The organism is Collinsella sp. AM41-2BH, from assembly GCF_003468085.1.
Classification (GTDB): Bacteria; Actinomycetota; Coriobacteriia; order Coriobacteriales; family Coriobacteriaceae; genus Collinsella.
Map to the genome: position 1 here is coordinate 68,636 of NZ_QSGH01000005.1, position 16,241 is coordinate 84,876.

The following is a 16,241-nucleotide window of genomic DNA, read 5'->3' on the forward strand; positions in this document are numbered from 1 at the left end:
ACACGCCGGGAGGGGTTATCAAAGCGAACATCCCGCAGCCGCAAAGCGGCGAGGACGTTCGCTTTGATAACCCCGCAGGCGTGTCCGGGGCTTCCGGAGGGATGCGAGGGTCGAGCGACTACAGTGCGAAGTCGCCGCCGACGAGCGTGGAGACGGGCTCCTCGTGGTAAACGGCGGAGATGGCCTGAGCGAACTCCTCGGCGACCGAGATGGTCTTAATCTTGCCGCCGACCTCGACGGGAATGGCATCGGTGACGACGCACTCGACGATGGGGGCGTCGTTCAGACGCTCGATGGCCGGACCGGAGAAGATGCCGTGGGTGGCGCAGACGTAGATGTCGCCAGCGCCCATAGCCTTGAGCTCCTTGACGTTGGCGCACAGGGTGCCAGCGGTGTCGATCATGTCGTCGTTGATGATGCAGGTCTTGCCCTTGATGTCACCGATGATGCCCATGACCTCGGCGGCGTTGTGGCGCGGACGGCCCTTGTGGGCGATGGCCAGGTCGCAGCCGAGCATGTCGGACAGCTTCTTGGCGGCCTTGGCGCGGCCCACGTCGGGGGAGACGACAACCAGGTTGTCGGTGTCGAAGTGCATGTCGTTGTAGTACTGGCCAAACAGCGGCAGTGCGGACAGGTGGTTAACCGGGATATCAAAGAAGCCCTGGATCTGACCCTGGTGCAAATCGAGGGTGATGATGCGGTCGACGCCGGCGCGCTCGAGCAGGTTGGCGACGAGGCGGGCGGTGATGGGCTCGCGCGGGCCGGCCTTGCGGTCCTGGCGGGCATAGCCGTAGTGGGTGATAACGGCGGTGATGGAGCGGGCGGATGCGCGCTTGGCAGCGTCGGTGGCGATGAGCAGCTCCATGAGCATGTCGTTGACGTTGCCGCCGGCCACGGACTGAATCAGGAAGACGTCGGCGCCGCGGACGGTCTCGTCGTAGCGGGCGTAAATCTCACCATTGGCGAACTGCTTTAGCGTAAGGCCCGAAAGCTCGACCCCAAGGTACTCAGCAATCTTCTGAGCGAGGGGACGGTTGGAGGAACCGGAATACACGCGGATGGACTTGCGCATATTCTCCGACTTCTCGGGATCATTAATCGGCATTACCCTTCTCCTTTATACATCGAATGCCATATAGATGCCTTGTTGCATTGTAACCGCGCGGCGGGGTTTATCGGGTCCTGATAACGTCTTTACCGCCAACGGACACGAACCGACCACTCATCCGGTTGCGCAGGTCACGATAGAAAAAGGAGCCGCCCCCCATGGAACAGCTCCTTAGATGCTTGGTAAAACGTTATACCTCGTCGTCCTCGTGCAGACGGCGGCGATAATCGGCGGCCCAGCCCTCAATGTTTACCTGACGGGCGCGGCCCAGGCCGAGCGCGTCTGCCGGGACCGGCTCGGTGATGACGGAGCCGGCGGCCACGAGTGCACCGTCGCCGATCTGGGCGGGCGCGACCATCATGGTGTCGGAGCCAATGAAGGCATCCTTGCCGATGACGGTCTTGTGCTTGTGGACGCCGTCGTAGTTGCAGGTGATGGAGCCCGCGCCCACGTTGACGCCGGAGCCCATGGTGGTGTCGCCGATGTAGGACAGGTGCGGCACCTTGGAGCCCTCGCCGATCGTGGACTTCTTGATCTCCACGTGCGTGCCGGCCTTGGAGCCGTCGAGCATGTGGGTGCCCGGGCGCAGGTAGGCGCGCGGGCCGCAGTCGACGCCGTTCTCGATGACGGCCTCGATGGCGATGGTCTCATCGATGGTGCAGCCGCTGCCGACGGTGGTGTCGGTGAGGCGGCTGTTGGGGCCGAGCTGGCACTCCTCGCCCACGGTGACGTGGCCGATCAGGTGCGTCTGCGGCCAGACGACGGTGTCGCGGCCGATGGTGGCATCAGGGCCGATCCAGGCCTGCGTGGGGTCGATGAAGGTAACGCCCTCGGCCATCCAGTGCTCGTTGATGCGGTCGCGCGCGATGGCGGTAAGCTGTGCGAGCTGGATGCGGCTGTTGACGCCCAGGCCGTCGCGGTAGTCGTCGCAGTGGAAGATGGAGACTGCCTGGCCGTGGCCCTTGAGGATCTCGAGCATGTCGGGCAGATAGTACTCGGACTGCGCGTTGTCGTTGCCGATCTCGTTAATGTGGGCGGCGAGCTGCGCGCCGTCGAAGGCGTAGCAGCCGGCGTTGCACTCCAGCAGTGTGGCGGCCTGCTCGGGCGTGCAGTCCTTCTGCTCGATGATGCGCTCGATCTGACCATCGGCGCCCAGCTTGATGCGGCCGTATCCGAAAGGATCGGGCGGGGTCATGGTCATGACGGTGCAGGCGAGCTCGCCGGTGGCGACGGTTTGCGCGAACTTGGCGACGGTGTCGGCGGTGATGAGCGGCAGGTCGCCGTTGAGCACGACGACGGGGCCTTGCGTGATGCCACAGGCCTCGAGCGCGACCTTCACGGCATGACCGGTGCCCAGGCGCTCGGTCTGCTCAACGCACTCGACCTTGGTGGCACTGGTGGCGTAGGCGCCGTCGATGAGGGCGCGCATCTCGTCGGCGTGGCTGCCGATGACGACCACGACGCGGCTGCAGCCGGCCTTGATGGTAGCGTCGACGATCCACTGGACCATGGGCTTGCCCAGGATCTTGTGCGAAACCTTGCAGTGGTTCGACTTCATGCGGGTGCCCTCGCCGGCGGCGAGGATAATTGCGGTTGCGTCCATGTGATCTCCTGTTACGTTATAGAGACGTGTGTTTGGAAACGATACACGGCGCAATATGATACCGCAGGCATATGTTGAGCGCGTAGCGATTGGTTTGCGGCGGTTGAGGTTTGCGCCGCCGGCGTGGCGTTTGCGCTGCTTGCGTGCGGCGTTGGCGGTGCTGCGGAGCTGTCGTTTGAGCGAGGGGACGGGGGTGCCCGTGGACAACATACAAGAGGAGTTTGGCGGCGAGCCCGTCGCGGCATTCTCGATGTCGCATCCGGCTGTGCCGGCCCTCTACATGGTGCTGACGCTGGGGCTCACCATGTTCTCGATGCAACCGGTGCTGATCGCGCTGTCGCTTGCGGGCGGGCTGGCGTATGGATTTGCGACGCGTGGGGCTGCCCGCACGCTGGGCGCACTCCGCTGGCAGCTGCCGGTGGTTTTGATCGTTGCGGTGCTCAATCCGCTGTTTAGCGCCTCGGGCTCGACGGAGCTGTTCCGTATTGGCATGCGCGCGGTGTATCTGGAGAGCATGGTATACGGCCTGTGCATGGGCGGGCTGTTCGTGGCGAGCGTGTTGTGGTTTGAGGCTGCGGCATCGATGCTCGAATACGACAAGGTGCTCGCGCTGCTGGGCAATGCCGCACCGGTGATTGCGCTCATGATCTCGATGTGCATGCGGCTTATCCCGCAGTTTTTGCGCCGCGGTCGTACGGTGTTGGCGGTGCAGGATGCGATTGATGTGCCGGGCCGCGCGCCGGCCGACCCCGTGCGCTCGCGCCTGCGGGCGTCGAGCGTGTTGATGGGCTGGGGCATGGAAGATTCGCTTGAGCGCGCGGATGCCATGCGCTCGCGCGGGTGGGGTGCTGCGTCGCGCCGTACGACGTATGCGCGGTATCGGCTGGCGCGCGGCGATGCTGCCGCGCTGGTTGGACTTGCGGTGTTTGGTGCCGCCGCGGTGGCGGTGGCATGGACCGCGACGACGCAGTATTCGTTTTATCCGCAGCTCTCGGTGCCGGCGCCGTGGCTGGGCTATGTCGTGTACGCTGCATGGATGGTGCTGCCCTGCGTGTTGCATGTGATCGATGAGAAGAGGTTTGGCTGATGGCTCGGTTGGATAGGGGCCCGGTGTCGGGTGCGGCGTGCGGCCCGGATATGCCGGCGATTGAGGCGCGGAGCCTGAGCTTTGCCTACCCCGGGGCTGATGCTGCGGTGCTCGAGGGGCTCGACTGGTCTGTTCCCCAAGGTGCATTTGCGCTGCTTGTTGGCGGTACCGGATCGGGTAAGTCGACGCTGCTGTCGCTGCTCAAGCCCGAGATCGCTCCGGCGGGCGAGCGCACTGGCGATGCGCGCGTGCTGGGCGAGAACGTTGCCGACATGGACGTGCGCGCGTCTGCGGAGTGCGTGGGCTACGTGTTCCAGGATCCCGAGAACCAGATTGTGTGCGAGACCGTGTGGCACGAGATGGCGTTTGGCCTAGAGAATCTGGGGGTGTCGCGCGACGAGATGCGCCGCCGTGTTGCCGAAACCAGCTATTTCTTTGGTCTGGAGGACTGGCTTCATCGCGATACCGATACGCTTTCGGGTGGCCGCAAGCAGCTGCTGTCGCTTGCCGCCGTCCTGGCGCTGCGTCCGCGTGTGCTGCTACTCGACGAGCCCACGTCTCAGCTCGATCCCGTTGCCGAGAAGAATTTTCTGCACGCGCTGTTTCGTGTGAATCGCGAGCTGGGCTGCACGGTTGTTGTGGCTACGCATCAACCGCGCCCAATGCTCGAGTATGCGACGTGCGCGTACCGGATTGAGGACGGTCGCGTGCGCGAGGTGGCGGATATGGCTTCTTTGGGACGCCGAGAATCGCTGTTTTCCGATGACATGTTGGGGTGGGGTGCCATCCGATGTGCAAAAAACGGAGTATTCAGCAGGCGTGAGGACAATTTGGGCTCTCTGGAGCCGCCCGGGGACGTATCGAGTGCGAAAAAAAGTTCGGAATTGGACAAATCGTCCGAATTTGTGGCGCAAACGTCGCTCGAGAACGGCTCGGAAGCCTTCCCGCGCACGGATGGGAGCAGAATACTCCAAAAAATGCACGGCGGGTCGGCTACCACCCTGGCAGGGAGCTGGTTTCGCTACGATCGCGCGGGCGGTTGGGTGCTGCGCGGGCTCGACGTGGCGTTTTCGGCCGGTGCGGTGCATGCGATCGTGGGCGGCAACGGATGCGGTAAGTCGACGATGCTCTCGGTGCTGGCGAAGACCGCCAAGCTGCAGCGCGGCCGCATGGTGCGCGGGGCGGCCTCGGCAGCGCTGCTGCCCCAGAATCCCAAGGCGTTGTTGGTTGCCGAGACGGTGCGCGACGAGCTGATGGAATGGGCTTCGGCCTGCGGGTACGACGAGGCTATGGCGCGGGAGCGCGCGGCGAGTCTGGGGCTCGCGGACTTGGGGGAGCGCCACCCCTATGACCTTTCGGGCGGGCAGCGTCAACTGCTTGCATTGGCAAAACTGCTGCTAATCGGCCCCGAACTGCTATTGCTCGATGAGCCCACCAAGGGTCTAGACCTGGCAAGTCGCCGCATCATCGCCCGCGCCCTGCGTGACCATGCGAAGGTTGGTGGCACCGTCATCATGGCCACGCACGATCTGGATTTTGCCGAGCAGGTTGCCGATGACGTTGCCATGATGTTTGACGGTGAGATTGCCTGCATGGAGCCGCCGGCCGACTTCTTTGCCGACAACGTGTTTTATAGGGCGTGATGGGATGACGGATTATCGCGTCGCGCGCCTGCTCGCAAAACTGGAGATCCCGCTGCTGCTGGCGGTGCCAGCCGTGATGGCTGCGGCGTTGCTGGCGGGCGTTGAACAGGCGGCACTTGCCATGCTTGTCGTGGTGGCGCTGGTGCTCGCGCTGTTCTTTGCGGGCTACGAGGCGTCGCGCCCGGGCTTACGCCAGATTATGCCAACGCTGGTTCTGGCGGCGTTGGCTGCGGCGGGGCGCATTCTGTTTGGCCCCATTCCCGACTTTAAACCGGTGAGCGCCATCGCCATTATCGCGGGGGCGACGCTTGGCCGCCGCAATGGTTTTATGGTTGGCGCGCTGGCGGCGCTGACCAGCAATTTCTTTTTTGGACAGGGCATGTGGACGCCGTGGCAGATGTATGCCTGGGGGCTCGTGGGATACGTTGGCGGTGCGCTGGCGTATGCGGGTGCTTTTGATCGCGCCGATGGCACCGTGCGTATGCCGGCGCTGCTGACCTACGGCTTTGCTTCGGGTTTGCTGTACGGCGTTGTGATCAACGCCTACGACATTATCGGTTTTGTTCAACCGCTCACGTGGGCGGGTGCCATGGCGCGTCTTGCCACCGCCGTACCGTTCGATATCACGCACGGCCTTGCGACCTGCGTGTTTTTGGTCGCCCTGTACAAGCCTTGGTGTCGCCGCATCAACCGAGTCGTCGTGAAATACGGGCTGTAGGGTTGGTTACGCCGGGGCGGGAATCAATACTGCCGAAGCGCCATTTCAAAACTATGCCGGTTTACGGGGCCAGATTGGCACAAGCAGACCATGCCGGCTATTTTTGAAATAGGGCACACCGTCTACCTGCGGTTTTATTATCTCAGAATTGCATATGGTTGGGGGTTCGCGATTCAGCCCCGTAAACCGGCATAGTTTTGAAATAGCCGGCTGATACGACGGGCATCGTGGCCCTCGGAGAGCCAAATTGATCCGTTTTCTTTCGCCTCCAGACGTTCCCAGGGAATCAGCTGAACCCGCCCGCCACGAAATCGGTCTATCTACTACGTTTGGCCCGACACCCCCAACCACAACCGTGTTTTATGAAAAACCGTAGGCTTTCTACCTGCGGTTTTCTTTTTGCGTTGTTCGCTGTGGTTGAGGGTAGTGGCTTAAACGTAGTAGATGGGCCAGTTTCGTGACAAGCGGGCCGCGTGGATGCCCTCGCGAGGTGAAAATGATCCCTTTTCCTCCGTCCCCAGGGGATTAGTTGGGGCTAGAGCTCTAGGGTGAGGGTGACGGGGCAGTGGTCACTGCCAAAGATGTCGCCGCGGATGCCGGCGTCGCGCACATTGCCGGCGATTGCATCGCTCACCAGGAAGTAGTCGATGCGCCAGCCGGCGTTGTTCTTGCGGGCATTAAAGCGATAGCTCCACCAGCTGTAGACGCCCTCGACGTCGGGATTTGCCGCGCGCCAGGTATCGGTAAAACCGGCGTCGAGGAGCTCGGTAAACTTACCGCGCTCCTCGTCCGAAAAGCCGGCGTTGCCGCGGTTGGACTTGGGGTTCTTAAGGTCGATCTCTTCGTGCGCCACGTTAAAGTCGCCGCAGGTTACGACGGGCTTGCCGGCCTCGCGCTCAAGCGCGCTCAAAAAGCCGCGGTAGGCATCGTCCCAGGCCATGCGCACATCGATGCGCGCGAGCTCGTTTTGGGCGTTGGGCGTATAGACGTCGACAAACCAAAACTTGTCGAACTCGAGCGCGCAGACGCGGCCCTCGGTCGCGGCCTGCGCCACGAGCTCTGCCGCCTCACCCTCGCCGGCGTAGGGTAGCAGCGCGTCGGCGTGCAGCACGCGCAGCGGTTCCTGGCGGCTAAAGACCGCAGTGCCCGAATAGCCTTTACGCTCGGCGTAGCTCCAGGTTTGGTGATAGCCGGGCAGGTCAATATCGACCTGGCCTTCTTGCAACTTGGTCTCTTGCAGCGCCAGGATATCGACGTCGAGTTCTTGCGCGATCTGGATAAAGCTCGGGTCCTTTTTGAGCACGGCGCGCAGGCCGTTGACGTTCCACGAGGCGAAAGTGTAAGTCTGAGGCATGGTGTCCTTTCGACGGGGTTGGCAGGCTTAAGATTAGCGCAACAGGGGCGGGGTGGGCTCCGCGCATGCTGACTTAAAGGTCGCATGCTGGGACATCGCCCGACGCCGCCCGATCAACAAGGACGGAGGGCTCATATGACGCAGGCAATATCGGACCCCAGGCAGGCGTCCGCCGCGCTGGCGGATCTGTTTGACACCCACAAGCGCGTGGTCTTCTTTGGCGGCGCTGGTGTTTCCACGGCAAGTGGCATCCCCGATTTCCGCAGCGTGGACGGCCTGTATCACCAGCAGTTTGCCTACCCGCCCGAGACTATGCTCTCGCATAGCTTTTATGAGACACATCCGGCCGAGTTCTTCGACTTTTACCGCACCAAGATGATCGCGCTTAACGCTAAGCCCAACCGCTGTCACACCAAGCTGGCCGAGCTGGAGCGCGCCGGCAAGCTTGATGCCGTGGTGACGCAAAACATCGACGGCTTGCATCAGATGGCGGGCTCGCAGCGCGTGTTCGAGCTGCACGGATCGGTCCATCGCAACATTTGCCAGTCGTGCGGCGCGGTCTATAGCGCCGAGTGGATTTGCTCGCGCGAGCACGAGGACGCCGCGGGCGTGCCCGTGTGCCCCGCGTGCGGTGGTCGCATCAAGCCCGATGTGGTGCTCTACGAAGAGCCGCTCGACGAGCATGTGTTGACCGGTGCCGTTGCCGCCATTGCCGCGGCCGATGCCCTCATTGTGGGTGGGACCTCGCTCGTGGTGTATCCGGCGGCAGGCCTTACGCGTTACTTTACTGGCGATACGCTGGCCATTTGCAATTTGGCGCCTACCGATCAGGATGCAAATGCCGACCTGCTGATTTCTTGCGACATCGCGGCCGCGTTTGCGTTCTAGCCCGTGTGCGCGGATACAATAGAAAGACTAAGTGCAAAGCGACCCCGCCGCCAGCTCCCCAAGCTCGGCGGCGTGGGCATTTTAGGAGGATGTTCATGGCGAACGACAGCAAGACATGGCGGTGCGGAAAGTATGAGCTCAGCTTTGACCGTCCGCGCATCATGGGCGTCCTCAACGTGACGCCCGATTCGTTTAGCGATGGCGGGGAGCACTTCGACCCGGATGCCGCCATCGAGTACGGCCTGGCGATGCTTGACGCCGGCGCCGACATCATCGACGTGGGCGGTGAGTCCACGCGCCCCGGCTTTACCCCGGTTAATCCCGACGAGGAGGCTCGCCGCGTGCTGCCCGTGGTGCGCGCGCTGGCCAAAGAGGGCGCCATCGTCTCGATCGACACGCGCCACGTGGCGGTTGCCAAGGCGGCCGTGCGCTGCGGCGCCTCGATCGTCAACGACGTGACGGGCTTCACCGACCCCAAGATGGTCGAGTTTGTTAAGACGAGCACCTGCGGCGTCATCGTGATGCATGCCGGCGAGGTCGCCGCGCCTACACGCACGCACGCAACGGTGCAGCTCGATACCTCGGCTGCGGCGTTTGTTGCCGAGAAGGCGCGCGAGGCGGCTGCCGAGGCCGCGCGTGAGGCTGAGAAGCCGGCTCGCCGCCGTCGCGGCAAGTTGCTGGGCGAGCCTAAGCCGGAGGCCAAGCTTCCGGGCGGCGTGGTGCAGCCCTCGTTGCCGTTTGGCGATCCGGAGCCCGCGACCGAGCCTGCAAGCGAGCAGGAGACGCCGGCCGCCGAGCAGGCTGCTGCCGCCGAGACCGTCGCGCCCGCGCCCGAGGCCACCGAGGCCGCATCGGAGCCCAATGACCGCCTGGCCGCCATGATGCGCCGCAGCGCCCGCCGCGAGGAAGCCTACGTGCCCACCTCGCAGCTCCGCCGCTTCACCCTGCCCGATTCGGCGCCCATCATGCGCCGCGTCATGGGCTTTCTGTCCGACCAGGCCCGCGCGCTCATCCACGCCGGCGTGTCGCGCGACCGCATCTGCATTGATCCCGGTCCGGGCTTTGGCAAGACGGCCAACGAGGACATCGTCATCCAGCGCGAGACTGCCAAGATGGCGTCACTGGGTTATCCGCTCATGTGCGCCGTATCGCGCAAGCGCTTTGTGGGCGCCGTCTCGGGCGTGACCGAGGCCGCCGAGCGCGATGCCGCTACGTTTGGCGTGTGCCTGGGCGCCATCCAGGCCGGTGCCAACATTGTGCGCGTGCACGACGCCGCGGGCTTTGCGCAGTTCCTGAACGGCTACTGGGCGGTTGCCAAGCCGCAGCCGCGCCGCGCGTTTGTGGCCGTGGGCTCCAACCTGGGGCATCGCTGTGACAACATCCGCGCCGCACGCGACATGATCGCCGAGATTCCACTCACCTGCGTGTCCAACTCCTCCAAGATCTACGAGAGCGAGCCGGCCTACGAGACGCGCCAGGACGCGTTTGCCAACGCCGTCATCGAGATTAAGACCGAGCTGGCTCCGCTGGTGCTGCTTGACGAGCTCATGAAGATCGAGGCCGAGCTGGGCCGCGACCGTTCCAAGAAGGCCAAGGCCAACGGCCCGCGCACCATCGACTTGGACCTGCTGTGGATGGACGGCGAGACCCACGGCGGCAAGAAGCTGCGCCTGCCGCATCCGCTGATCGGCGAGCGTGACTTTGTGCTGGTGCCGCTCGAGGACCTGATGCACGACCCGGCTCGGTTCTTCCGCTACAACGGCGTCGAGGTCAAGGAGCCCGAGGATCGCGTGGGCCATATCGTGGGCGAATTGGGGCGTATGTAGATGATCGAGATGAATGCTGTTGCCGCTGGCACCGAGCTCGACGCGGCGCGTGACGCGGGCCGCGAGGGCGTGTCCGCGGGCTGGTGCGCGTGGAGCGTGGGCGATGCTTCGCTGACGTTTTCGCTGGTTGTGCGCCCCGATGTGAACATGCACGCCTTCCACGGCCTGCCGTTTGTGGCCGCGATGGGCATGATGGACGCGCTCGTGGGCACGGCTTCGACGCCGGGGTTGGGCCTTGCCGGCAAGGTGGGCATTGAGTGGCCGAGCAATATCGTGTGCGGTGCGCCTGCGTTTGAGACGTCGCTCGCGCGTGTTGCCGTGAACGGCGGTGCCGGTGCTGCGGCCATGTTTGCCGCGGTGACGGTTGATATTGAACGTGCGGCGCTGGGCGAGCTTGGCGTGGATATGGCCGACGAGGTGCTGGTCGAGGCATTGGCCACCGCCGTGCTGACCCGCGTGGACACCTGGGCGGTTGCCGCCAACACACCACAGGGCGCTGCCGGCCCGCTGGCTCCGGTGCTGGGTGAGTACTTCGATATGGTGCCGCTGCTGGGTCGTCAGGTTGCGGCGGTGTCGCCCAACGGTTTGCCGCTTGCGGTCGGTGTGTTTGCGGGCCTGGACATCTGGGGCCGCGCGACCATCAAGACCGATGCCGGCGAGCAGGAGTTTCCGCCCGAGGCCGTACGGATTCGCGGGCTGTAACGCGGGGCGTTCGCGCCCAAAGATAGACATGACAACAAGACCCTCCTCGGCCTGTGCCGGGGAGGGTTTCGCCTATCTGGGGAATGGGTTGCCAGCGCCCTATTCCTCAAAACTGAAAAATTTTCGTTTTTGAGGAATAGGATTAAGGTGGCTCGGTCTTTCGCGAGGTATATTCGCTATAGAGCCTATTCCTCAAAACTGAAAATTTTTCAGTTTTGAGGAATAGCGATAAAAGACCGCGAGGAGGCCCCGATGAAACTCATCAATAGAACGTCATATATGGACACGTTGACGAGTCTTATTGGCGTGCCGGACATCAAGGTCATCACGGGCATCCGTCGTAGCGGTAAATCAAAATTGCTCGAGGCCCTCCGCGATTACGTGGAGGCACATCTGTCCAATTCGAATGTCATCCATATCAACTACAACCTCGATGAGTTCGAGAACCTGCTCGAGTATCACGCGCTGCTCGCCTATGTAAAAGAGCATCGAGTGTCCGGCAAACAAAACTTTCTGCTTATCGATGAAGTTCAGATGTGCGACGGTTTTGAGCGTGCGATCAATAGCCTTCACGCATCCGAGCAGTACGACATATTCATTACCGGATCGAATGCCTTTTTGCTGTCGAGCGATCTGTCGACGCTCTTTACGGGGCGTACGTTCGAGATCGAGGTTTTCCCATTCTCGTTTGAGGAGTATCGTCTCTATGGCGACGAGGGCGAGGTCGACCGCGACTTCGATGAGTACGCGAGAACCGGCGGTATGTCCGGCTCTTACCCTTATCCACTGCAGGAGCAGCGCTATCAATATCTCTCCAACGTCTTCAAGACGCTCATTGTGAGAGATATCGTGCAGCGGCATAACGTGAGAAACGAATCGGCGCTGCTGCGCATTGCCGATTACATGATGGACAACGTTTCCAACATTACGTCGGCACGCAACATTACTGATGCATTAAATGCGGATGGGTTAAAGATTACGAACAAGACGGTCGGCACGTACATGGGGTACCTGTGCGATGCGTTTGCCTTCTATAAAGTTCGTCGGTACGACATTCGCGGCAAAAAATACCTTAAGAGCGGCGAGAAGTACTATCTGGCGGACCATGCGTTTAAATATGCGCTTCTTGGTACACGTGATATGGATTGGGGACGCGTATACGAGAACATGGTGGCAATCGAGCTGCTGCGTCGCGGATACGAGGTATACGTCGGCGTGCTCTATAAAAAGGAAATAGACTTTGTAGCAATCAAGCGGAGCGAGAAACTCTACATTCAGGTGAGCGACGACATCAGCTCGGATAAGACATTTGAACGCGAGATTTCGCCACTGCTGAGCATTGGCGATGCGTATCCCAAGATGATTCTCGCCCGCACGCATCACGAGGCCACGGATCGCGACGGAGTGCAGATCGTGGACCTGGCGAGGTGGTTGTGCGGCGAGGCGTAGCAGAAAGCCTATTCCTCAAAACTGAAAAAATTTCGTTTTTGAGGAATAGGACCGATGCATTGCTTAGTCCGCCGCTCGCGCCCGTGCTCGACTTAAGCCCCTGCCTTACCCCAGCTCCTGCATGCGGCGGTAGATTTCGCAGATGCCCTTGATGGTGAGCTGTCCGTCGACCACGTCGAAGGCATCGGTCGAATCGGCGACGATGCCGGCGAGACCGCCCGTGGCGATAACGGTGGCATCCTCGCGGCCCAGCTCGCGCTTCATGCGCTCGACCAGGCCCTCGGCCATGGCAGCAGCGCCCACCACGGCGCCGACCTTGATGCACTCCTCGGTATCGCGGCCGATGGCATGCTCGGGCGCCTCGAGCGGCACGCTGGCGAGCTTGGCGGCACGGGCGGCAAGCGCGTCCATGGAGATGCGGATGCCCGGCGCGATCGCTCCGCCAATGTAATAACCGTCCTCATCGATGACGTCGATATTGGTCGCGGTGCCAAAGTCCACCACGATTGCCGGCGCGCCGTAGAAAGTTTCGGCCGCAACGGCGTTAGCGACGCGATCGGCGCCTACGGCTTGGGGACGCGCCGCGCGCAGCTTGGTCACGGCGGCCGTCTGCGGCCCGATGACGATGGCGTCTGCGGCAATGCGGTCGGCCACGGCGTGCCACTCGCGCGAGAGCTGCGGCACCACGCCCGCAAAGGCGATCGCGTCAACCGCATCGAGCGAGAGGCCGTACATCTTAAAGAAACCCATCAGGCGCACGTGGATCTCGTCGGCGGTATAGGAGCGGTCGGTGGGCATGCGCCACGACTGCACCAGCTCGTCTCCGTCGAACAGGCCCATGGCCGTCTGCGTGTTTCCCATATCGATAGCGAGCAGCATGTCTACTCCCAGTGTTGGCATAAAAGGACGCGCACCATTGTATACGCGCCGTCGACGGCGCTCGGCCGCGATTCGTTTACGGTGATAGGGGCTGAGGGGTTTAAATATGAAGGAATTATGCTCTACGAGATTTTCCTTGCCGTTTACCGAACTCCCGCGTAATATTCTTTCTTGCGCACATGAGGCGCCCAGACATTGCGGGGTGGAGCAGTCTGGTAGCTCGCCGGGCTCATAACCCGGAGGTCGTAGGTTCAAATCCTGCCCCCGCGACCAAGAACTTGCAGCTCGTCGGCCTAGCCGGCGAGCTTTTTTGTTATTCCGGGACCGTGTTTTCGGTCCAATTCTCGGCCTCCCAAACAAAATCTCAATCTGTAACATCTAGACCCGATTTGGACGGCTAGCTGTTTCAGATCGAGATGTTTCGATAGGACGGTCTTCGTTTGTCTAAATCTGTAACACTAGGGACGGATTTTGCCGAGTTACTGTTACAGATTTAGATCTTTCGGCAGGCTAGATTGGTTTGTCTCGATCTGTAACAGTAAGGGGGCAAAAGTGGGTCCAGATGTTACAGATTGAGATGTTTGTCCGGACCGAATTTGTTTGTCTCGATCTGTACCTTCTAGGGTCGTTTTTGGCCTGTAATTGTTACAGATCGAGACAAACCCGCGGCCAGGCCCACCCCATCCACCTGCCGCCACCTGATATTCGCCGATTTCCGTTGTGCCGCTGTGCCCCCATGCCATATCCTCTAGACAACTACGCGGCATCATCGCCGCCGCGCCTACAAGAGAGGAATGTCCATGACCGCACCTGCATCCAAGCTGCTCCAGCCCATTACGGTTGGCCCCCTTGAGCTCAAGAACCGCATTATGTTCCCGCCGCTTACCACCGGCTACGAGGAGCGCGACGGTTCCATTGGCGAGCGCAGCCTGGCTTTTTACGAGCGCCTGGCCCGTGGCGGCGTGAGCTACATCGTCATCGGCGACGTCGCTCCCGTTATGACCGCAAGCCCCACGCCCAAGCTGGCGACTGACGCCCAGATCCCCACGTTTAAGGCGCTGGCTGACGCCGTCCATAAGCACGGCGCCAAGGTCGCGCTGCAGCTGTTCCACCCCGAGTACGACGTGCCCGGCGTCGGCCGCATGGTCATGGGCTCCATGGCCGCCGCCAAGGCCGCGCAGGAGGCCAAGGCCGCCGGCGACGAGGAGACCTTCGCCGCCAAGATGGCCGAGTCCAACGAGATTCGCAAGCAGGCCTACGCCAAGCTGCACCACGACATGCAGCACTTTGTGAACGAGGCCACCGTGGAGCAACTCACCCAGATCAAGGAGGCCATCGCCGCCTCGGCCGCCCGCGCACAGCAGGCTGGGATCGATGCCATCGAGGTCCACGGCGACCGCCTGGTGGGTTCGCTGTGCTCTGCCATCCTCAACCAGCGCACCGATGAGTACGGTTGCTCGTTCGAGAACCGCGTTCGCTACGCGCTGGAGGTCGTCGCTGCCATTAAGGAAGCCGCTCCGCAGCTGATGGTGGAGTACAAGCTCCCCGTGATCATGGAGAACCCCGACGGCACGCCGCGCGGCAAGGGCGGTCTGCAGCCCGACGAGGCCTGCGAGTTTGCCAAGCTGCTCGAGGGCGCCGGCATCGACATGATTCAGGTGGCGCAGGCAAACCACACCGGCAACATGGGCGACACCATTCCGCCCATGGGCGCCATGCCCTACAACTGGACGCTGCCCGTGGCAGAGCGCGTCAAGGCCCTGGTCTCCGTGCCGGTGGCAACCGTCGGCCGCGTTGTCTCGGTCGAGGCGGGCGAGAAGATCCTGGAAGACGGTTCGGCCGACATCGTCGCGTACGGCCGCTCGCTCATGTGCGACCCCGACATTGCGCTCAAGGCCGCCACGGGTGAGCCCATCCGCGAGTGCCTCAACTGCAACAAGGGCTGCGTCGACGCGATTCAAAACCGCCAGTACATCTCGTGCGTGCTCAATGCCGAGAACGGCGACGAGGCTACTATCGCCATTAAGCCGGGCGAGGGCGACAAGAAGATCGCCGTGGTGGGCGGCGGTATTGCCGGCCTGGAGGCCGCGCGCGTGGCGGCCAAGCGCGGCTACGACGTGACCGTCTACGAGGCGAGCGATCACCTGGGCGGCCAGATTGTGCTGGCGGCTGCGCCCCCGCGCAAGGACGAGATCATGCGTTCGGTCGAGTATTACGAGAAGATTCTGCCCGGCCTGGGCGTGAAGGTTGAGCTCAACCACGCCGCTAGCCCCGCAGACCTCAACGCCGCCGACGCCGCGATTGTGGCTGTGGGTGCGCACGACGTGGTCATCCCCGTTCCGGGCGCTGACTCGGAGAAGGTCGTCTCGAGCTGGGACGTGCTGGCCGGCAAGGCGGAGCTTACGGGCCGCGTCGCCGTTATCGGCGGCGGCCTGGTGGGCACCGAGACTGCCGAGTACCTGCTGCAGCACGGCTGCGAGGTGGCGATCGTGGAGATGCTCGACAAGATTGCCGCGGGCGAGTCCGAGACCATTCTGCCGCTGATCATGAGCGACTTCGCAGAGCACAACGTGGAGCAGCACGTGAAGACCCGCCTGACCGCCATTACCGACGAGGGCGTGGAGGCCATTCGCACCACCGAGGACGGCGCCGAGGAGCCGGTGAAGATCGCCTGCGATTACGTGGTGATGGCCGTGGGCTCCAAGGCCAACGCGTTTGACCTGGACGGCGTGACGGTGCCCGTGACCTGCGTGGGCGACTGCTCGGGCGAGCGTACCGCCGATATTGCGAGCGCCATTCGCACGGCGTATCACGCGGCCAACGAGCTCTAAGCAAGAAAGCTATCGCGTATTGAGTGGGCGGGGAGTGCCGTATCGGTGCTTCCCGCCTTTTTGCCAATAGAGTGTCCCTGATCAGCGGGTTCAGAAAATCCGAATCTTGAGCACCCGAAAATCCGAATCCTTAGAACATGAAAATCCGAACTA

Annotated in this window: 12 protein-coding genes and 1 tRNA gene; 9 read left to right on the forward strand and 4 right to left on the reverse strand. The window is 62.4% G+C overall.

What is annotated here, in order from left to right:
• Window positions 1–118: 118 nt before the first annotated feature.
• Both DW899_RS03900 and glmU read right to left on the reverse strand, forming a co-directional pair.
• The gene (locus tag DW899_RS03900; protein ID WP_117800059.1) at window positions 119–1,105 is read right to left on the reverse strand and encodes a ribose-phosphate pyrophosphokinase; all 987 of its coding nucleotides are present in this window, start codon (window positions 1,103–1,105) and stop codon (window positions 119–121) included.
• A gap of 193 nt (window positions 1,106–1,298) precedes the next feature.
• The gene (gene glmU / locus DW899_RS03905) at window positions 1,299–2,711 is read right to left on the reverse strand and encodes a bifunctional UDP-N-acetylglucosamine diphosphorylase/glucosamine-1-phosphate N-acetyltransferase GlmU (RefSeq protein WP_117800060.1); all 1,413 of its coding nucleotides are present in this window, start codon (window positions 2,709–2,711) and stop codon (window positions 1,299–1,301) included.
• A 199-nt stretch (window positions 2,712–2,910) separates the two neighbouring features.
• Here glmU and DW899_RS03910 point away from each other — a divergent pair, with 199 nt between their 5' ends.
• From DW899_RS03910 to DW899_RS03920, 3 genes are read left to right on the forward strand one after another with little or no spacing between them, the layout of a single operon-like run.
• Complete coding sequence (locus DW899_RS03910) at window positions 2,911–3,798, forward strand: energy-coupling factor transporter transmembrane component T (protein ID WP_233539894.1); 888 nt, start codon at window positions 2,911–2,913, stop codon at window positions 3,796–3,798.
• Window positions 3,798–5,441, forward strand: a complete 1,644-nt coding sequence (locus DW899_RS03915; RefSeq protein WP_117800061.1) for an ABC transporter ATP-binding protein — start codon at window positions 3,798–3,800, stop codon at window positions 5,439–5,441. Before DW899_RS03910 ends, DW899_RS03915 begins: the two co-directional genes overlap by 1 nt.
• 4 nt (window positions 5,442–5,445) lie before the next feature.
• Window positions 5,446–6,159: a DUF6580 family putative transport protein gene (locus DW899_RS03920; RefSeq protein ID WP_117800062.1), complete on the forward strand. Its 714-nt coding sequence runs from the start codon at window positions 5,446–5,448 to the stop codon at window positions 6,157–6,159.
• 535 nt (window positions 6,160–6,694) lie between these two features.
• Here DW899_RS03920 and DW899_RS03925 read toward each other — a convergent pair.
• Window positions 6,695–7,513 (reverse strand): exodeoxyribonuclease III, encoded by an 819-nt coding sequence (locus DW899_RS03925; RefSeq protein ID WP_117800063.1) that lies wholly within the window; start codon window positions 7,511–7,513, stop codon window positions 6,695–6,697.
• A gap of 135 nt (window positions 7,514–7,648) precedes the next feature.
• On the opposite strand from DW899_RS03925, the gene DW899_RS03930 reads away from it, so the two are divergent.
• The 4 genes from DW899_RS03930 (at window position 7,649) to DW899_RS03945 (ending at window position 12,378) form a co-directional block, all read left to right on the forward strand.
• The gene (locus tag DW899_RS03930; protein WP_117776603.1) at window positions 7,649–8,401 is read left to right on the forward strand and encodes an NAD-dependent protein deacylase; all 753 of its coding nucleotides are present in this window, start codon (window positions 7,649–7,651) and stop codon (window positions 8,399–8,401) included.
• Window positions 8,402–8,496: 95 nt separating this feature from the next.
• Window positions 8,497–10,227 (forward strand): dihydropteroate synthase, encoded by a 1,731-nt coding sequence (gene folP / locus DW899_RS03935; protein ID WP_117766302.1) that lies wholly within the window; start codon window positions 8,497–8,499, stop codon window positions 10,225–10,227.
• A complete protein-coding gene (locus DW899_RS03940) occupies window positions 10,228–10,929 on the forward strand; it encodes a hypothetical protein (RefSeq protein WP_117800064.1) in 702 nt (233 codons plus the stop codon).
• Window positions 10,930–11,181: 252 nt separating this feature from the next.
• A complete protein-coding gene (locus tag DW899_RS03945; RefSeq protein ID WP_117743660.1) occupies window positions 11,182–12,378 on the forward strand; it encodes an ATP-binding protein in 1,197 nt (398 codons plus the stop codon).
• A 105-nt stretch (window positions 12,379–12,483) separates the two neighbouring features.
• Here the strand turns inward: DW899_RS03945 and DW899_RS03950 are convergent, their stop codons facing one another.
• Window positions 12,484–13,257 carry a type III pantothenate kinase gene (locus DW899_RS03950; protein WP_158565210.1) on the reverse strand — a complete coding sequence of 258 codons (774 nt, stop codon included), beginning with the start codon at window positions 13,255–13,257 and terminating at the stop codon, window positions 12,484–12,486.
• A 196-nt stretch (window positions 13,258–13,453) separates the two neighbouring features.
• Here DW899_RS03950 and DW899_RS03955 point away from each other — a divergent pair.
• A tRNA-Met gene (locus tag DW899_RS03955) sits at window positions 13,454–13,530 on the forward strand.
• A gap of 527 nt (window positions 13,531–14,057) precedes the next feature.
• Window positions 14,058–16,088, forward strand: a complete 2,031-nt coding sequence (gene bilR, locus DW899_RS03960; protein WP_233539895.1) for a bilirubin reductase, long form — start codon at window positions 14,058–14,060, stop codon at window positions 16,086–16,088.
• Window positions 16,089–16,241: the final 153 nt, after the last annotated feature.